This is a genomic window from Levilactobacillus fujinensis (assembly GCF_003946335.1).
In the GTDB taxonomy this organism is placed as follows: Bacteria; Bacillota; Bacilli; order Lactobacillales; family Lactobacillaceae; genus Levilactobacillus; species Levilactobacillus fujinensis.
This window is the reverse complement of sequence record NZ_RHNX01000001.1, coordinates 19644-36466: the sequence shown is the minus strand read 5'-3', so window position 1 is coordinate 36466 and position 16823 is coordinate 19644. Positions and strand designations below refer to the sequence as shown.

General features: G+C 48.8%; 11 protein-coding genes. 7 read left to right on the top strand and 4 right to left on the bottom strand.

Annotated features, from left to right (window positions below; all coding sequences use genetic code 11):
* Positions 1-117 precede the first annotated feature (117 nt).
* From EKM89_RS00150 to EKM89_RS00125, 6 genes are all read left to right on the top strand, one after another.
* Positions 118-2043, top strand: a complete 1926-nt coding sequence (locus tag EKM89_RS00150) for an ABC transporter ATP-binding protein/permease (RefSeq protein WP_125685134.1) — start codon at positions 118-120, stop codon at positions 2041-2043.
* Between the two features lie 1142 nt (positions 2044-3185).
* Positions 3186-4796, top strand: a complete 1611-nt coding sequence (locus EKM89_RS00145) for a polysaccharide biosynthesis protein (RefSeq protein ID WP_125685133.1) — start codon at positions 3186-3188, stop codon at positions 4794-4796.
* Between the two features lie 303 nt (positions 4797-5099).
* Positions 5100-6926, top strand: coding sequence for a bifunctional metallophosphatase/5'-nucleotidase (locus EKM89_RS00140; protein ID WP_191988734.1), 1827 nt, complete (start codon positions 5100-5102; stop codon positions 6924-6926).
* Positions 6927-7457: 531 nt separating this feature from the next.
* Positions 7458-8762: a Y-family DNA polymerase gene (locus EKM89_RS00135; protein ID WP_382333231.1), complete on the top strand. Its 1305-nt coding sequence runs from the start codon at positions 7458-7460 to the stop codon at positions 8760-8762.
* The gene (locus EKM89_RS00130) at positions 8755-9063 is read left to right on the top strand and encodes a hypothetical protein (protein ID WP_125685131.1); all 309 of its coding nucleotides are present in this window, start codon (positions 8755-8757) and stop codon (positions 9061-9063) included. The genes EKM89_RS00135 and EKM89_RS00130 overlap by 8 nt, the downstream gene beginning before the upstream one ends.
* A gap of 14 nt (positions 9064-9077) precedes the next feature.
* The gene (locus tag EKM89_RS00125; RefSeq protein ID WP_125685130.1) at positions 9078-9455 is read left to right on the top strand and encodes a hypothetical protein; all 378 of its coding nucleotides are present in this window, start codon (positions 9078-9080) and stop codon (positions 9453-9455) included.
* A gap of 229 nt (positions 9456-9684) precedes the next feature.
* Here the strand turns inward: EKM89_RS00125 and EKM89_RS00120 are convergent, their stop codons facing one another.
* From EKM89_RS00120 to EKM89_RS00105, 4 genes are all read right to left on the bottom strand, one after another.
* Positions 9685-10791 carry a hypothetical protein gene (locus EKM89_RS00120; RefSeq protein WP_125685129.1) on the bottom strand — a complete coding sequence of 369 codons (1107 nt, stop codon included), beginning with the start codon at positions 10789-10791 and terminating at the stop codon, positions 9685-9687.
* A gap of 185 nt (positions 10792-10976) precedes the next feature.
* Positions 10977-13553 carry an ABC transporter permease gene (locus EKM89_RS00115; RefSeq protein WP_125685128.1) on the bottom strand — a complete coding sequence of 859 codons (2577 nt, stop codon included), beginning with the start codon at positions 13551-13553 and terminating at the stop codon, positions 10977-10979.
* Between the two features lie 9 nt (positions 13554-13562).
* On the bottom strand, positions 13563-14264 hold the full coding sequence (locus tag EKM89_RS00110) for an ABC transporter ATP-binding protein (RefSeq protein ID WP_125685127.1): 702 nt from the start codon (positions 14262-14264) through the stop codon (positions 13563-13565).
* Positions 14265-14416: 152 nt separating this feature from the next.
* Positions 14417-14815 (bottom strand): DUF2255 family protein, encoded by a 399-nt coding sequence (locus EKM89_RS00105; protein WP_164510456.1) that lies wholly within the window; start codon positions 14813-14815, stop codon positions 14417-14419.
* 316 nt (positions 14816-15131) lie between these two features.
* Between EKM89_RS00105 and EKM89_RS00100 the strand changes: the two genes are divergently transcribed.
* Positions 15132-16790, top strand: coding sequence for an FAD-dependent oxidoreductase (locus tag EKM89_RS00100; protein ID WP_125685125.1), 1659 nt, complete (start codon positions 15132-15134; stop codon positions 16788-16790).
* Positions 16791-16823 lie beyond the last annotated feature (33 nt).

Below are 16823 nucleotides of genomic sequence, written 5' to 3'. Positions count from 1 at the left end.
TGCAAGGTGAGGCAAACCAGTTCGCTAAAATAACGAAGAATTTATGGGGTGAAGAACTTGTCCCCTAGCTATAAAAGGGGTATTGTTCAAGGCATACCAGTTATGAGGAGGAAGTCTATGAGCTTTTTAGAGTTAAGGGATATTCATAAGTCTTACTACATGAATAAGACGGCATTCCCCGTGTTAAAGGGAATTGACCTGAAGTTTGAACGTGGTGAGTTCGTTTCTATTTTGGGGGAATCTGGTGGCGGGAAGACCACGCTGATGAACATTATCGGTGGCCTAGACGCCCAGTACGAGGGCGATGTGCTTCTGAATGGGGAGTCCGTCCGTAACATTTCGGCAAAGAAACTTGACGCCTTTCGTCGGCAGACGATTGGTTTTATTTTCCAAAACTTCAACTTGATCAGCCATCTGAGCATCCTGGACAACGTGTTGGTTTCGTTACAGATGACCGGGCTGAGTCATAAGGAACAGCATGACCGGGCCGTAAAATTACTGGAGCAAGTGGGCTTAAAGGAACACATCCACAAGCATCCCAACCAATTGTCCGGTGGGCAAAAACAACGGGTTGCAATCGCCAGGGCGCTGGCTTCTGATCCTGACATTATTATTGCCGACGAGCCAACTGGGGCGTTGGATTCGCAGAACACCAAGGAAATTTTGGCACTGATGGATGAGATTGCGGCCGATGGCAAATTGGTCATCTGTGTGACCCACTCCCAAGAGGTCGCCGACCACGGCACCCGAATCGTGCATATGGAAGACGGAGTCATTGACCACGATACGCAGCTCAAACCCGCTTTTCCAGTGAAGGACCACAGTGTGTTGCCGTCTAAGCATCTGAGTTTCACGGCGATGGTCAAGATGGCGCTGAAACATATGCGCTACAACCTGAAACGCAACCTGTTGATCATCTTTGGGGCCTCAATTGGAATTTTCAGTGTGATTCTAATGCTGGGTCTTGGTCGCGGTGTTAAGGGGTACATCAATCATGAAATTTACTCGCAGATCAAGCCAACTGCGGTCCAAGTAGCGCAGAACACGGATGGTCAAGATGCGAAAAAACTCGAGATGGGGCAGTCCGATGTGGCCCGCATCAAGAAAATCAGTCATGTGAAGAAGGTTGAGCTCGGTTACTACGGGCAAGGTGTTCAAGTGCAACGCAGCGGGACTTCAGCGACGTCTTCTATCTTCCAAACAACGACTGACCAAATGTTGGCAAAGAGTGTGAAGAAGGGGACCAAGGCCAAGACGGGTGAGGTCATGTTATCCAAGGCCTTTGCCAAGAAATTTAATAAGCAACATCCGTACCAGTTGATTGGTAAGAAGGTCAAGGTGTCCATTACGGGCATGAATAGTAAGCACTTACCCGTTGTGATGACAAAGTCGCTGACGGTTAGTGGGATTACCGATGACAGTTCGGGTCAACTGCAGACTAATTTACAAACGATTCGCAACATGTACAGCAGTAAAAAGTTGACCTTCAGGGCGAACTTTGCGACGGTCATGATCGACTCACTGAAGAATGTGACCAGTGTTCAGGATAAGATCAAGGCGCTCAAGACAGACAACGGCAAGAAGCAGTACCAGTTGACCGGGGCGGGGGCCATGGTGTCAACGCTGAACACCTACATTCAGTTGGCGTTCTACGTCTTGGCCGCCATCGCTGGTATCTCGCTGTTGGTATCGGCCATCATGATTATCGTGGTGCTCTACATCAGCGTTTCCGAGCGAACCAAGGAAATCGGGATTTTGCGAGCACTCGGTGTTCGGCGTAAAGACGTTCGGCACCTGTTCTTGTCGGAAGCCTTCTTCCTGGGGTTATTCTCCAGTGTGCTAGCGTTGATCTTTACTGAAATTGTCGCGTTGCTGGCCAATAACGTTGCCAATAAGTATATTGGTTACACGATTATTGAAATTACCAGCAATTATATGATCTTCGGAATCGTCGTTGCGGTCATCATTAGCTTGCTAGCAGCCTTAGCACCAGCAGGACAGGCCGCTAAGCTAGATCCAATCGAGGCATTGGCTTATGAATGATGAGCGGAAATTGTCGCATTCAGACGAATCTTAGTCGGCAGTTAAGCGGTTGATATAAAATTGATTTTAAACTAAAGTGGAATCGACTTGAAAAAGTCGGTTCTTTTTTGGTGTCAAAGAGTTCTTGATCTCAGCTAAAGGTTGAAAGCCAAAATGTTTGCATTACTCTTGTGACAGTAGGAATTATCACGACTAAATTAGTGGAAACAGCTGCACTCCGGCTGCCAGGGATTCCGCTTGCTGTGGGGAACGCTTCCAGCCCAAGGACGGGCTTCCGGCTCGCCTGAAAGCCGCCAAAATCAGGCGTCTCCCAGGTCGTCCCACGATGTAAGCCGGAAAACGCCGACTAACATCGTCGACACGGCTAGCTCCATCCCTGGCTGTCTCCGGCTCTGATTGTGCGCGTCAAGTCCAACCACTGAATCCCAAATGATTGCTAAAATTTAAGCATAATTCAATAGCGTTTCAAACGGCATGATCCATGCCGCCTCAGACCAACTACGGTAGCCGAGAGGTCGGCGGATATGGGCTCAGGCGCGTCGTTCTACTTAGTCGGCAGGTGGGTTCCCTGCTGGCTTAGTAGAAAACCAAGCTTGGAGACTCGGTACTTTCGAGGCTTCAAGTTGTGTTCGCACCGATCCAGCCCATATCTGCTGGCCGGTAAGGCGATAGTTGGACAACGTTGCCTAGTTTTAGACCCAGTATCGTTGTGACAACAGTCATAATGTGTGTTTTGGGACTTTCAACCTTCAGATCTCAGATTTAAACAGTCTGGGACGGACCCCAGACGCCTTTGGTATCTCCGGATTTACATTGCTAAAGCGGGGACAAAAGGCAGCTGACGCCGATTAAGGCTAATAACTAAATAATCTAAGCCCGAGATTATTCGGTTATCGCCCTTAATGCTCGCTGGCTAATTGCCTTTCCACTCTCTAAGCAAAATGACATGCCTGAGCGCATATCTGCCGGTATCTCTAAGCACGTGTTTATGTTTGTCGACACGGTTATTTTCAGCGTCGAATTTTGGCGGCCGGAAGGGGGGTTACGCCAAACGGATGCATTGGTTATGTACAGCGGCTAAGGAGTGGCGTATCCTAACTAGTGGTGCCTAACGCACTAGACTAGAAATGTGAGTGCAATTTATGGATAAAAAAATTATTTCAGGATCATTTTGGCTCTCATTTGGGAGCATTTTTTCACGGATTTTAGGGGTAGTTTACCTGATTCCGTGGTTGGCGATGATTGGATCGCCGCAGCATCAAACCGTGGCGCAAGCCTTATTTAACACGGCTTATACGCCGTACGCGTTATTCATTGCGCTGGGGACTGCGGGCTTTCCGTCCGCCATTGCTCGGCGAGTCGCGTTCTTTAATGGTGAAGACAGTTTTATGAATTCAAAACACATTGCGGCCGCCGGGTTCGGCTTTATGGTTGTTTCTGGCGTTATATGTGGCGCCTTACTTTACGGACTAGCACCAGTTTTGGCGGCAAATAGTCCCGTTAGCTCGGTGGCGAACGCGACGATTGCGATTCGATGCTTGGTACCAGCTATCGTCATTTTACCGTCGATGAGTATCTTACGGGGCTGGTTTCAGGGAAATGGGGACCTGAAGCCGTTTGGAATTTCTCAGCTATGGGAACAGTTTATCCGCATCATTGTAATTTTGGGCGGCACCTATTGGCTGATTGAAGTTGGCCATCAAGGTTACGTGCAGGCGGTCTTCGTGAGTGTGGCTGCTGCCTTTGTGGGGGCCATTGCGAGCTACTTGTACCTGTTGGGTCACTTGTGGCGCCAGCGGGGTGAGTATCGCCGTTTAACGGCTAAGAGCCAGGTTGGCAAGCAACATGCAGCGAGTCACTTGTTGAAAATGATTGGTTATGAATCGATTCCGTTTGTGATCGTTGGGTCTGGAATTACACTGAGCCAATTGGTGGATCAGTTATTTTTCAAGCAGATCATGCAGGGATTGTTGCACCAGTCGGCGGCGATAACGCAATACGTGTTTACGATCTTCTCGGCTAATCCCAATAAGATCACCACGGTGATTGTGTCGTTGGCTATGGCGGTGGCGGAGACGTCGCTACCCCTATTGGCCGGTAAACTGAGTGATATCAAGGCCAATCGGACGCAGATCGGTGCGTTGTTAACGAATAACTTTCAATTATTAACGTTTGTCCTTCTGCCTTTGGTCATCATGGTCAGCGCTTTTGCCTACCCGACTTATGGAATCTTCTTCAACTTTGATGGTGCTGGAGCAACGTATTTGGTGGCAAATGTGTGGCAGAGTCTGGTCTTAGGATTGGCATTGGACTTTTTAACGGTCTTGCAGGCGCTCCGGATGAGCAAAAAGGCCACAACGTACTTACTGATTGGTCTGGGCATTAAAATCGTTCTACAATTGCCATTAGTCTATGTGTTCCAAGGTTACGGGGCGTTGCTGACCACGGCAATTGCCTTTGGTTGGATTACGATTGCGAGTTGGCGTTTGATTCGGCGAAGCTATGCGGTCAAATTAGACGCTATCTTACCGATTATCAAGCTTAACTTAGTTTTTGCAATGGCGGCTACGGTGCTGGTCGACGGTTGTCAATGGCTGTTAGGTCACGTGTTCTTTACCGGTAAGCTATTAACGATGGGATACGTAGGGGTGCTCGGCTTGCTGACGTTGGGACTGTACGTTTGGCTCGCCAACCGGTTAGGTGTCGCCCAATTGATTTTTAAACGGCCGTTAAAGGTCGCGCTTCACCGGTAAGTCGAAAAACGCGGATGGGTTAGTCGCGTTTTTTTTTTCGGGAAAAATGAGGATATAATCGAAAAGTTATGAAAGTAAAACGTTCAACCCAAAACATAGCGATCCATGTGAAAGCCCTACTGCCGGTTCATTCGTTGACTTGTCAAACACCCCCTGAATTAGTTTTTCACGGGCACCAACCCCACTGGTGGCCGTCTTGAAATGGGCACCCAAATTTAATCAAAAAAAGCGATTGCTTGTAACAGCTTTCATTGCTACGCTGGGATTGTGCATAATCTTATCTTCCAGGGAGGCATTTTAGTTATGGGGAAACATTATTGGCGTCATATACTTATGGGAACGGTTCTAGTTCCCGCACTAATCGCAGGTGGGGTTGATTTATCGGCCAATGCCAGTACGGCAAAGGTTACGACCAAGTCGGATAACTACACCATGCCAACGGAACAACCAGGCTACAAGACGGTTCCAAAGAAGTACAAAACGGCCATTCCAGTTCAAGTGTTAGGGATCAACGACCTTCACGGGGGCTTGGAAACGACCGGTTATGTAAATATTGGCTCGAGCACTTATCAGGGTGTTGGGACGGTCAACCGGCTAGCAGCTGGTTTGGACCAAGCACAGCACCAGTTCAAGACAGTTCAACACTCGAACAACACGTTTAGAGTGGAAGCCGGAGACATGGTTGGTGCATCACCAGCCAATTCAACGTTACTGGCTCATGAATCGACCATGCACGCACTACGCGCCATGAAGTTTCAAATTGGGACGTTAGGGAACCATGAATTTGACCACGGTCTGGGTGAATTTAACCGCATCCTGACGGGGCAAAAACCAGCTGCCACGGCATCACAATTGATCAAAGATTACCCACATCAAAATTCTAATATTAAATTAGTTGTTGCCAATGTGGTTAAGAAGAGTGATAACAAGCGGCCTTATGGGTACAAGCCATACGTTATTAAGACGGTGAAGGCCCACGGCAAGACGGCCAAGGTTGGATTTATCGGAATTGAAACGACTGATTTACCAACGTTGACGTTACTCCAAAATTACCAAGACTATAAGATTTTGGACGAAGCCAAGACCATCAAAAAGTACGATCGTATTTTGAACAAGAAGGGCGTTAAGGCGGTTGTTGTCTTAGCCCATACTGGGGTTTCAACTTACGGCAAACAGACCACTGGGACGGCCGTCGATATCTTGAAGAAGGTCAACCAGACCGATCCTAAGAACAACATTGGCCTGTACGTGGCGGGGCATTCTCACCAGTACGCGAACGCAACGGTCGGCAAGACGCACGTCGTTCAAGCCGTCTACACTGGGAAAGCCTATAACAACACGCAGGGATACATCAACCCGAAGACGGGTAAGTTTATGCGGCTCGTTTCGCACGTTTACCCTGTTCTGCCGAAGACTTTAGCACCAAAGGTTAAGGATAACGCTAAGGTTTCAGCAATCGTAGCTGACGCTGACAAGCGGGTTGCCCCACAAGTTAACGCCGTGATTGGGAAGGCGGCTACTGCCGAAACCATTACGGGTCGTTTGAACAACTCGAAGACCATGGAAAATGCAGCCGGTGAATTGGTCGTTGATGGTCAACTTTACGAAGCCAATAAGGTTGGTAGTAAGGCAGACTTTGCGATGACTAATAACGGTGGGGTTCGTTCAGACCTCGTGGTACAACCGGACAAGTCCATCACTTGGGGTGCTGCAACAGCCGTTCAACCGTTCGGGAACATCTTACAAGTCGTTTCCATGACCGGACAACAAATCAAGGACGCATTGAATCAGCAGTACGACCAAAAGCAACAGTACTACCTGCAAATTTCAGGTTTGAAGTACACCTACACCAACAATCCAGCTGGTGGGGCCGACACGCCTTACAAGGTTGAACAAGTGACCAAGGCCAACGGCGATCCAGTCGAAATGGATGCCACTTACAACGTTGTCATCAATGACTTCTTGCATGGTGGTGGGGATGACTTCGCAGCCTTCAAGGATACCAAGATCGTTTCTTCCATTGGGACTGATACCGATACGTTCGTCAATTACATCAAGGACATGACGGCCGCTGGGACACCAGTTCAAGCACCAAAATTGGACCGGAAAGTCTTCTTGGGTGCAAACTAAGTTTTAACATTTCTCCTCCAAATTAAACCAAAAAACCTGAGCCATTACGGTTCAGGTTTTTTATGTGACTTCGATTTCAGGGCTGAATCGTTAAAATATGTAAGTTGTAAAATTGTAACAAATTGAGTTGCCTGTAACCTTAATAATTTCAGCTGAAATTAGCGATAAAAGACAAAACCAGCTCGACCGCGTTTAAGTGACGGTCGGGCTGGTTCTGATGTTCTAAGTTGAGGAAGCTAGTTGACTAGGGCTAACTTCACAAATACATTCTAACACGTAACGTGGTTAAAAGCGAACCTAATCGTTTTGTTACGCTAGGCGTTTACCTAATGAATAACGTGTGATATCAACCAATACCCAAGGGGCGGTTAGTTTAAAGAGTGACGGGTTTTGCCGGTGAATTAAAAAATGTAAATAACGGCAAAATAAGAGACTTGTTTTTTGAAATCTGTAGGCAAAATTTAAATTAAAAATTGTCTTGCAATATCGAACAAGTGTTCGTATAATGTAAATAACGACAGAAAGGAGGTCATCAAGATGGATTATCGTCAAGAACCGCATGGACTTTTTTTCATGATCGATAACAAGTCATTCTATGCCAGTGTTGAGAGCGTGACGCGGGGATTGAACCCACTGAGATCGGTGATTGTTGTGATGTCTGAGGCTGATAATACCGGGAGTGGCCTGGTTTTGGCAGCTTCACCCATGGCGAAAAAGCTGTTTGGCATTAGTAATGTATCACGGCAGTATGAAGTGCCTGATGACCCCCGAATTTTAGTGGTGCCACCACGGATGAATCACTATATTCAAATGAACTTAGCCGTCAATCGCATTTTTCGTCAATTTGTGGCGGATGCGGACTGTTTTCCGTATTCAATCGATGAATCCATCTTAGACATGACCCATTCTTGGCGGCTGTTTGGAGAGACGCCGGAAGCCGTTGCACGGACGATTCAGCTACGGATTCGTCACGAATTAGGGCTCTACACGACGGTCGGTATTGGTGAAAATCCGGTGCAAGCCAAGTTGGCGTTAGACTTACAGGCCAAGCATGATCACGATTTAATTGGCCGGCTGACCTATGAGAATTTTCCGGATAGAATTTGGCCCATCACTAACTTAGAGAAAGTCTGGAGTATTGGTCACCGGACGGCTGCACATTTACAGCGGTTGGGCATTCACAGCATGGCAGATCTCGCGAAGATTAATCCCTACGAGTTGCATCAGGAGATGGGAATCATTGGCGATCAACTATTTGCATTGGCCTGGGGAATCGACCGTAGCCAGTTACACCAGCTGCGGCCGGCAAAGGAGAAAAGTTGGAGCAATTCACAGGTACTGCCGCGCAATTATAGCGTTCAAAGTGAGATTGAATTGGTTATTCGCGAGATTGGTCAACAGGTCACGTCGCGAATGCGGCATCATCGGCAACAGGCAGCGTGTGTCAGTTTAGGTATCGGGTTTGCTTGGGATGGTAAAGCCGGAGATGGTCGTAGTGGGATGAATCACACGCGACGCATTGACCCGACAGATAACGCGCAGACGATTGTTGCCACGCTGCTAGCCTTGTTTCGTGAGCACTGGGATGGCCAGCCAGTCCGCAATATTGGGGTAGGACTGTCACGATTAAGTGCGAGCCGCCAATTGCAATTAGACCTGTTTCAGGACCCACAGCGCCAGATAAAAAATGATCAATTTGATCGGGTCATTGATGAGTTACGGGACCGGTTCGGCAAGACGGCGGTCATTCCTGCCAGCAGTTTAATGCCCGGTGGGACGATGTTACGTCGTGCAGCGCTAGTTGGCGGACACAATGGGGGGAATAGTTTTGATTGATTCTGAGCAGGAAGCCAAGCTGATTGGAAGTCGGTTACAAGCGTATTTCACACCGCAGTGGCATTGTCGCTACCGAATCGACGTGGTCAATAATGTATATGGATTGGAGTTCAACTTCTTTTTGGATATTCAGCGAAAGAATCACCGTGAGCGATCGATTCCCTTGCATAGTCTACAGACGACGGACTTGACGGTATTGGAGCAGGTTGTCAATGGCGTGCGGCAACAGACGGAGTTGACGCTAAACTTTGTTGATTTTGGCCATGTGCGCTGGCCAGAAAGTCAGCGGTGGATTCGGTAAGGAAGTGACAGTCGATGCACTTAAAACGACTACCAGATGACAAGATGGCAACAATCTTTTTTCAGCACGATTATCAAGATCGGGGCATGCTGAAGTGGGGAGGGTTTTATCTGTCTGACCATACCAGTGCACTGGCGAAGATGCATGCAGCAGAGCAAGTGGAGGCCCCACTGCCAGAACAAGACATTGCTGAAGTTAGTCGAAAATTAGCAAATGCATGGCACACTAAAAAAGCGGTGCATCTTCAGCTGAACGTGATGGATGATGATCAAGTTCTTAAGCTAGTGGATGGCATCGTTTGCGGAATCAATGACGACCAAATTATTCTACGGTTAGTGTCCGGGCACTACCGGCGTTTGCGTTTGGGGGAGATTCGCTGTGTGCAATTATAGGTGATTGACGCTTAAAACGTTAGCAAGGGGAACGTTCCTACCGCACGACCGGTATTCGCGTTCCCCTTGTTGGAGATTGAGTTATGGTGTGTTTCTCAGACGGGTTCTAGCTCGCCTCGGGGCAAGTATAACATTGTGCTGGTCAATTGAGCAGTTTTTCGACAGCAAAATTCGGTAAAAAAAGGCGCCAGCCCGCAGTTTAACGGGAATAGCGTCTTGTGAAAAAATCTTAGAAATTGTTGCTAGTCGTTTGCATAAGTTCGGCACCCTTGTTAACGAGTAAGTAACCAGCGCCATTAGAAGTGAACTGAATACCTTCGAATTCGCGTTGACCACTAAGATTCGTAGCCTCGACTTGACTAGGCGTCAACTTGCCCAACTTGGAAACGGGTACGGAGGAAATGCTACTGTCAGAGGCGAAGTATAACCGATTACGTTTCTGGTTGTAGGCCATGGATTGCGGTTTTGTCCCGGGACGGTAACGCAGTCCTTGCATGACTAAGTGGAACTTGACAGACTTGCTATTGATCTTGCCTTTGTAGATCTTAACGGCGCCCTTAGGTGACCAGCCACCGTTGGAGTAGGTGAAGAAGTAGGCGTTGCCGTTTTTATCAAAGGTCAGATTGGAGCCCATGGTGACCGTGCTCTTCAAGGTGAAGTTGATCTGCTTAACGGGTTTTAGAGAACTTGTGGAGACCTGTTGCACGTTCGTCTTTACGGCAACGGGTTTGCCGATGAACCAGAGCTGGCCGTTCTTTGGGTTCAAGGTCAGGGATTGACCATGACCGGTATTGAACGTTGGCCCAATCTTAACATTAGCCATAATGGCCTTGTCAGTGCTGGTCATCTTGCCAACGGCGTGGTCGTATGTCGCGCGGCGTAGGGCATCCATATGACTGGTACTGATACCAAACTTACTGCGCAGTGCACCAAGGTTATAGCGGACAATCCAGCCACGGGTGCTCTGGCTGCTCGTCGTAATCAATTCGTAGAGCGTGTTGCCATCTTTAGATAGCACTTCGCTTTGGGGGTTGCCCCAGTCAGCAGAGGTCTTGTAGGTGACTGGAAGGAAGACGTTTGACTTAAACGTGACCTTTTTCCCCTTGGTACTGCTAATACTTGTCGGTGTCGTTTGGAAAATATAACTGTAGCTTTGTTTGAAAGTGTAACGTGGGACAAACATGTTCTGGTTCTTAACAGTCTTGTACTTATTCACGTTATAGTTAGTTAGTGCGCTACCGTGTTGCGTGTACGTTTTGGCCTGAGCCAACGTGGTGGTTCCCCCGACAAACAGGGCAGCTGCGGCGAAAGCCGTTAATAATGCTGCTTTCCTCATGATTAATGATTCCCCTCCGAAATATGTAATTTGAAATGGCTTACATAACTATTTAACCACAAATTGGTGATTGTGGTGCAGTTAATTTTGATTCCACCAATTTAGGCAGTGTCAGGGCAACAGAAAAGCGTTATCTCGTTTTCAAAAGAAGACCAGATAACGCCATTTTTTAAGTAAATGGGAGCTCAATCAACCGATTGTAAGGCATCGAGCATGTTGATTCGTTTCAGTTTACGGTGCATGAAGAACATGACGAATAGGCTAAAGGCCAAGGTCAGGACTGCTGCGTAGACGTAACTTAAGGGATGAATTCCCGGTGAGAACATGAGGTTATTGGTTTCAGCCGTTTGGAGAATGTAGGTATGGAGCCAATCGCCAAAGAAGCAACCGACAACGATTCCCATGACGGTTAGAATCAGATTCTCACGGAAGATATACATGGTGACCTCACCGTCATAGAAGCCGAGGACCTTGATCGTCGATAACTCCCGAATTCTCTCGGAAACGTTGATGTTGGTCAGGTTGTAAAGCACAACGAGTGCTAAAGCACCAGCTGCGACGACGAAAATCAAAACGACGAGGTTCATACTATCTAGCATTTGGGAACTAGTTTTCTTCTGGGTGCTGAGGAGGGTGACGTTCAACATGCCCGTATGTTTGAGCAGATTATTGGCAAACGTATTCTCCTGTTTCTGATGATGGGCGGTGAACTGCACCAAATTGCCATTGTAGACCAGGTGTTGGCCAAACAGCTGCCGATAGTAGGTCGGCGAAAGGTAGATGAAATGTGCCATGTAATTCTCGGCGATGGCTGCAACCCGAACGTTTTTAGCAGGTCGATTTCCCAATTTGATAGGGAGCTGATCGCCGACCTTAACGTGGTAAAGCTTAGCCAGTTTTTCATCAATAATCGCACCGTGATTCCCAAGGTGATAGGCGCGATGAGTCTGGCGGTCACGCAGGACGACAAACTTCTTCAGCTGTTGTGGATGTTGCGGAACGCTCAGGGTAGCGGTTTGGTCGGCAACCCCGGACTCCTCAACGGTAACCTGAGCTTGTTTAAGCACCAAATCGTTATGATAGAGCTTTTCCGAGTGGAGAGCCTGCCGCTGCTTAGCGGTCTGTGAGCCATTACGCACGACGATAGCGTCGTAGCGCCAAAGTTGATTAAACTGTTTGAGACTAATGTCACCAATGGAATCCTTCAGGCCAAAGCCAGTGATCATCATGGCCATACACCCGGCAATGCCCAGTACCGTCATCAACAGGCGTTGCTTGTAGCGAAAGAGGTTCCGGAGCGTAACCTTGTGATTGAAATTTAGGCGATTCCAGAGGCCATGCCAGTGTTCCAACCATAGCGTCTTACCAGCCTTAGGTGCCTTTGGCAGCATCAAGGTTGCAGGTGAGCTGTGCAGGTCGACCCGCAAAACGATGAGGGCACTGCCCATGGTGCAGATCAACGCAATGGCTAGCGCAATTAGGATATCCGTCCAGATATATTGCGCGGAGATGGGGGGAAGGTTGTACATGGTCCCGTAGGCCTGTGCGATGAAGCGGGGGAAGAAATTGACACCAAAGCCGACACCGACTAAGGTCCCGAGTAGACTTGCCAGCCCACCATAAAGTAAGAATTCACTCCCGATAACGGTATTGCTATAACCTAGAGCTTTCAACGTCCCCATCTGAATTCGGAGTTCAGCCACCATCCGGGTCATGGTCGTCAAACAGATCAACGCGGCAATCGCAATGAAAAAGAGGGGAAAGACCGTGGATAAGGCCACGACGCGCTGCGTGTTCTCATGATATTCGCTGTAGCCAGGATTGGCTACCCGACTAGTATAGAGGTAAGTCGGTTGGGCGATTGCGCTGATTTTAGCCTGCGCTTGTTTGATTTGGGCTTGAGCTTTTTGAAGAATGGGTGAGCTAGCTGGTAATTGTTGCGCCAGTTGCTGGACCTTGATTACTTGAGGAGCTACTTGGGCCTTGGCTTGTCTTTGCAACTGAGTCTGCCGTTTTGCAGCTTGGGGTTTCAACCAACGCTTCAGTTTGGTTGTGTTGGCGCGATTGATCCGATTATATTTGGCCGTATAGGGGGTCACGTGCCGCAGGTTTTTAAAGCCGATATCGATTCGGCTGGCTACCTTAGTGGTCAGGGTACCAGGTTTGACGAGGGCAAAGTAGTCTAATGTGCCTTTACCGACGTTAGTCACCCCACGGTCGGTCGTTTCCACGTAGCGTGGTGAATTGACGAAGCCAACAATTTTAAATGTGCGGTGTCTGAATTGCCGGTTGAGCTGACGCGTCGTAGCAATGCGATAAGTTGCGCCTAGCTTGAGCTTAGGTTGGAGCGTGCGCGCTTGCTGATCTAAAACGATTTCGTCAGCCTTGTGAGGGAGCCGGCCACTAACGAGGGCCACCCGGTTGAGCTTTTGGGTCGTCGGAAGCTCGGCGACCCGAACAACTTGATTATTATTTAATTGATTAATGTCTAAGTAGTTGACGGTTTGATAGGTGATCTGGCGACGGTGTTGATGTAAAGCGGCGAGGTCGCTCTTGGTCAAGCCAGCCGTGGACTGAACGCTGTTAGTCGCCAATTTTTGTTTCGCATAGTAGTCGGTTGCGGCCTGAGACATGTCCGGGCCGGTCGCACGAATCCCGGTATAAAAGGCGACACCGAGAAAAATGATCAACATGATCGAGAAAAAACGGGCCTTAGAGTGGCCGATTTCACGAAAAAGGACTTTCCAAAATGAATTTGTCATAAGAGCCGCCTACCATTCAATCTCAGCGATTGGCGTGGGGTGCAGGTTCTGTTGAATCGACTGGACCCGGGCGTCGTTGATATGAATAATCTGATCGCCCATCTTAGCAATCGCGCCATTGTGGGTCACAATGATAACGGTCATGTTGGTTTGTCGCGCGCCATCCTGGATGACCTGCAACACTTGCTTTCCCGTTTGGTAATCTAGCGCACCAGTGGGTTCGTCGCACAAAAGAAGTTTGGGGTTCTTCGCAATGGCTCTGGCAATAGCGACCCGTTGCTGTTCACCGCCGGAGAGTTGCGCGGGGAAGTTGCCAGCTCGTTGGTCCAAGCCAACCAGCGCTAGCGTTTCATCGACGTCACGCGCATCACTGGTAATTTGTGAGGCCAGTTCCACATTTTCCTTGGCCGTTAAGTTGGGGACTAAATTATAAAATTGAAAGACGAAACCGACTTCTTGTCGACGATACGTAGTCAGCTGCTTGGCATTGTGCTGTGCGATATCCTTGCCATCAATCAGGACTTGGCCGCTGGTGGGACTGTCCATCCCACCGAGAATGTTGAGTAGTGTAGATTTTCCGGCACCACTGGGACCGAGAATGGTGACGACCTGCCCCTGTTCGACGCTAAAGGAAATGTCGTGATTGGCGATGGTTTCCTGATCACCCTGAACGAATTTACGGGTTTCGTTTTTAACTTCTATGTAAGCCATTTGTGTGCTCCTGTTCTGTGGTGGGGCGTCCAATCAGCCCCAAGTCTTACATTAATTGTAGACGGCTGGACTGGGAAACACAACGGAAACCGGTTACAGGATAATAGAAAAAAACTAGCACCGCCAAATTGACGTGCTAGCTTTGAGTCGGATTAAGCTTGAATAGCAGGTAAAACGTGAAGCGTCGCCGTGGTTGGATCTGCCGATGTCATCTTCGGTAGGGACCGTTGACCGTCGTACTTTGCGCGGTAGGCGGCGGTAATCTTGGCATCTAACTCTGTCGTTCGGTCGGCAGGCTCAAAGCGAGCAGCAAAGTCGTGGTCGCTCACGCTAATTTCGCCGGCGCATTGGGCCACAGCAGCCATGTACCAGTTAGTCTTCTGCCCGTTCCAGCCACGGGAGTAAACATTGCCGTCCACGACGACTTCCCAAACCGGAGATTCCTCTTCAAAGGTCGTCATGTCGGCCTTATAAGGCTTCATGGTTAGCGTTTTATCGTTTAAAAATAGGTTTAATTGTTCTGGTGTCCATTGTGTTAAGGTTTGATCCATGGTTACGTCCTCCATTTATGGGTTCCTGACGGTCATTTTGCTTGGCGAGAAATAAATCTCACCTATCACTTACGATTTGTAAGTATATTCCTATAGGTTATTAATGAATATACCCATTATGACTAATCTGCTAGTTATTATCCGAATATCAGTCGCATTTATCCAAAACTGATGGCTAACGGTGCTTGCTGGGGCACGGGTTACCACCTATTCTGGGCTGATGTCTTGGTATTGGGAAAATAATGGCGATTAGGAAATGAAAATTGGTATACTGACCGTGTGAATACCTATGGGGGCATTGAGGAGGAACGTGAAGATGAAAATTATCATTATTGGTGGTGTTGCCGGTGGCATGTCGGCGGCGACACGGTTACGACGGTTAGACGAGCAAGCCGAGATTACCGTTTACGAAAAGGGACCATACGTGTCGTTTGCGAACTGTGGGCTACCGTTTCATCTTTCTGGTGAGATTGCGGACCGAAATGATTTGATTGTCCAGAGTGCAGGCAAGTTGCAGCAACGGTTTAACCTAAACGTTCAGCCAAATCATGAGGTTATCGCGATCCACCCAGCTGAAAAGGCCGTGGTTGTCCGTCATGCGGGAGAGGTTCTGACCGCTCATTACGACCGATTGATTCTGGCGCCGGGGTCACGCCCGATTGTGCCCGAACTCCCTGGGTTGGCAACGGCTAAGTCGGTGTTTACCCTACACACCATTCCCGACCTTGATCGCATCATGGCATCGGTCAATGCGCCGACGACTAAACGGGCACTGCTGATTGGTGGTGGCTTCATTGGGTTGGAGGTTGCTGAAAGTTTGCGGCAACGTGGCTTGGCCGTGACCATCGTTGAGCGGACGTCACACTTGCTACCACCATTAGACGAAGAAATGGCAGCGATGGTTCAAAATGAGTTGACCCGTCACAACGTTCAAGTCTTGACCAACCAGGCCATTGAAGCATTTAAAGCGGATGGCCACGTGGCAGTCTTACATGATGGTACACGGGTGACTACGGATTTGACGATCTTAGCGGTTGGCGTGCGACCGGCCAATGAATTGGCCAAGGCGGCTGGGCTAGAATTAGGTTGGCATGGTGGCCTCGTAGTCGACACCCATTATCGAACCAGTGACCCGAATATTTATGCAGTCGGGGATGCCATTTTGGTCAAACAACAGCTAACCGGAGACCCCACGCTAATTCCGCTGGCGTCACCAGCAAATCGACAGGGGCGACAGGTCGCCGATAACGTGATGGGTATCGCTCATCCGAACCGCGGTAGTCTGGGAACTGCCATCGTGCGGACGTTTGGCCTAACGGCGGCGATGACGGGCCTCAGTGAGCGACAAGTTCGGCAACAGCAACTTACTTATCAAGTTGTCCACGTGCGGGGGCAGAACCATGCCAGCTACTTTCCAAACGGGACGCCGATGACGCTCAAGTTGGTCTTTAATCCGCAGACGGGGCAACTCTATGGGGCTCAAGGTGTGGGCGCCCAGGGTGTTGACAAACGCATTGATGTGTTGGCGACCGCCATCAAGGGTGGCTTAACGATTGATGACCTACCGGAACTGGAATTGACCTATGCGCCACCGTTTGGGTCGGCCAAAGACCCCGTGAATATGTTAGGCTACGTCGCGGAAAATCTGGCATTGGGCCTGAGTAAGTCCATTCAGTGGCATGAGTTACCGGCGGCGTTGGCGGCGGGCAAACAGTTATTGGATGTACGAAACCCAGATGAGTTAAAAGATGATGGCCGGTTCCCGGATAGTCTGAATATCCCATTAGACCAGTTGCGTGACCGACTAGATGAGTTGAATCCGCAGCAAGCATACGTGGTCAGTTGTTTCAGCGGCCAACGCAGCTACATTGCTGAGCGAATTCTGCGGCAAAGGGGCTTCAATGTCGTGAATTTGGATGGTGCATTTTCGCTCTATAGGGAAGTGCGACCACAAGACTTAATTAATCTCAGTTAAAGACTAAAAGCTTCAAAATACCACTTATATCTG

What these genes read in the sequence shown, in the direction of transcription:
- EKM89_RS00150 (WP_125685134.1), top strand. Translation starts at nt 118, where the DNA reads ATGAGCTTTTTAGAGTTAAGGGATATTCATAAGTCTTACTACATGAAT.
- EKM89_RS00145 (WP_125685133.1), top strand. Translation starts at nt 3,186, where the DNA reads ATGGATAAAAAAATTATTTCAGGATCATTTTGGCTCTCATTTGGGAGC.
- EKM89_RS00140 (WP_191988734.1), top strand. Translation starts at nt 5,100, where the DNA reads ATGGGGAAACATTATTGGCGTCATATACTTATGGGAACGGTTCTAGTT.
- EKM89_RS00125 (WP_125685130.1), top strand. Translation starts at nt 9,078, where the DNA reads ATGCACTTAAAACGACTACCAGATGACAAGATGGCAACAATCTTTTTT.
- EKM89_RS00120 (WP_125685129.1), bottom strand. Translation starts at nt 10,791, where the DNA reads ATGAGGAAAGCAGCATTATTAACGGCTTTCGCCGCAGCTGCCCTGTTT.
- EKM89_RS00115 (WP_125685128.1), bottom strand. Translation starts at nt 13,553, where the DNA reads ATGACAAATTCATTTTGGAAAGTCCTTTTTCGTGAAATCGGCCACTCT.
- EKM89_RS00110 (WP_125685127.1), bottom strand. Translation starts at nt 14,264, where the DNA reads ATGGCTTACATAGAAGTTAAAAACGAAACCCGTAAATTCGTTCAGGGT.
- EKM89_RS00105 (WP_164510456.1), bottom strand. Translation starts at nt 14,815, where the DNA reads ATGGATCAAACCTTAACACAATGGACACCAGAACAATTAAACCTATTT.
- EKM89_RS00100 (WP_125685125.1), top strand. Translation starts at nt 15,132, where the DNA reads ATGAAAATTATCATTATTGGTGGTGTTGCCGGTGGCATGTCGGCGGCG.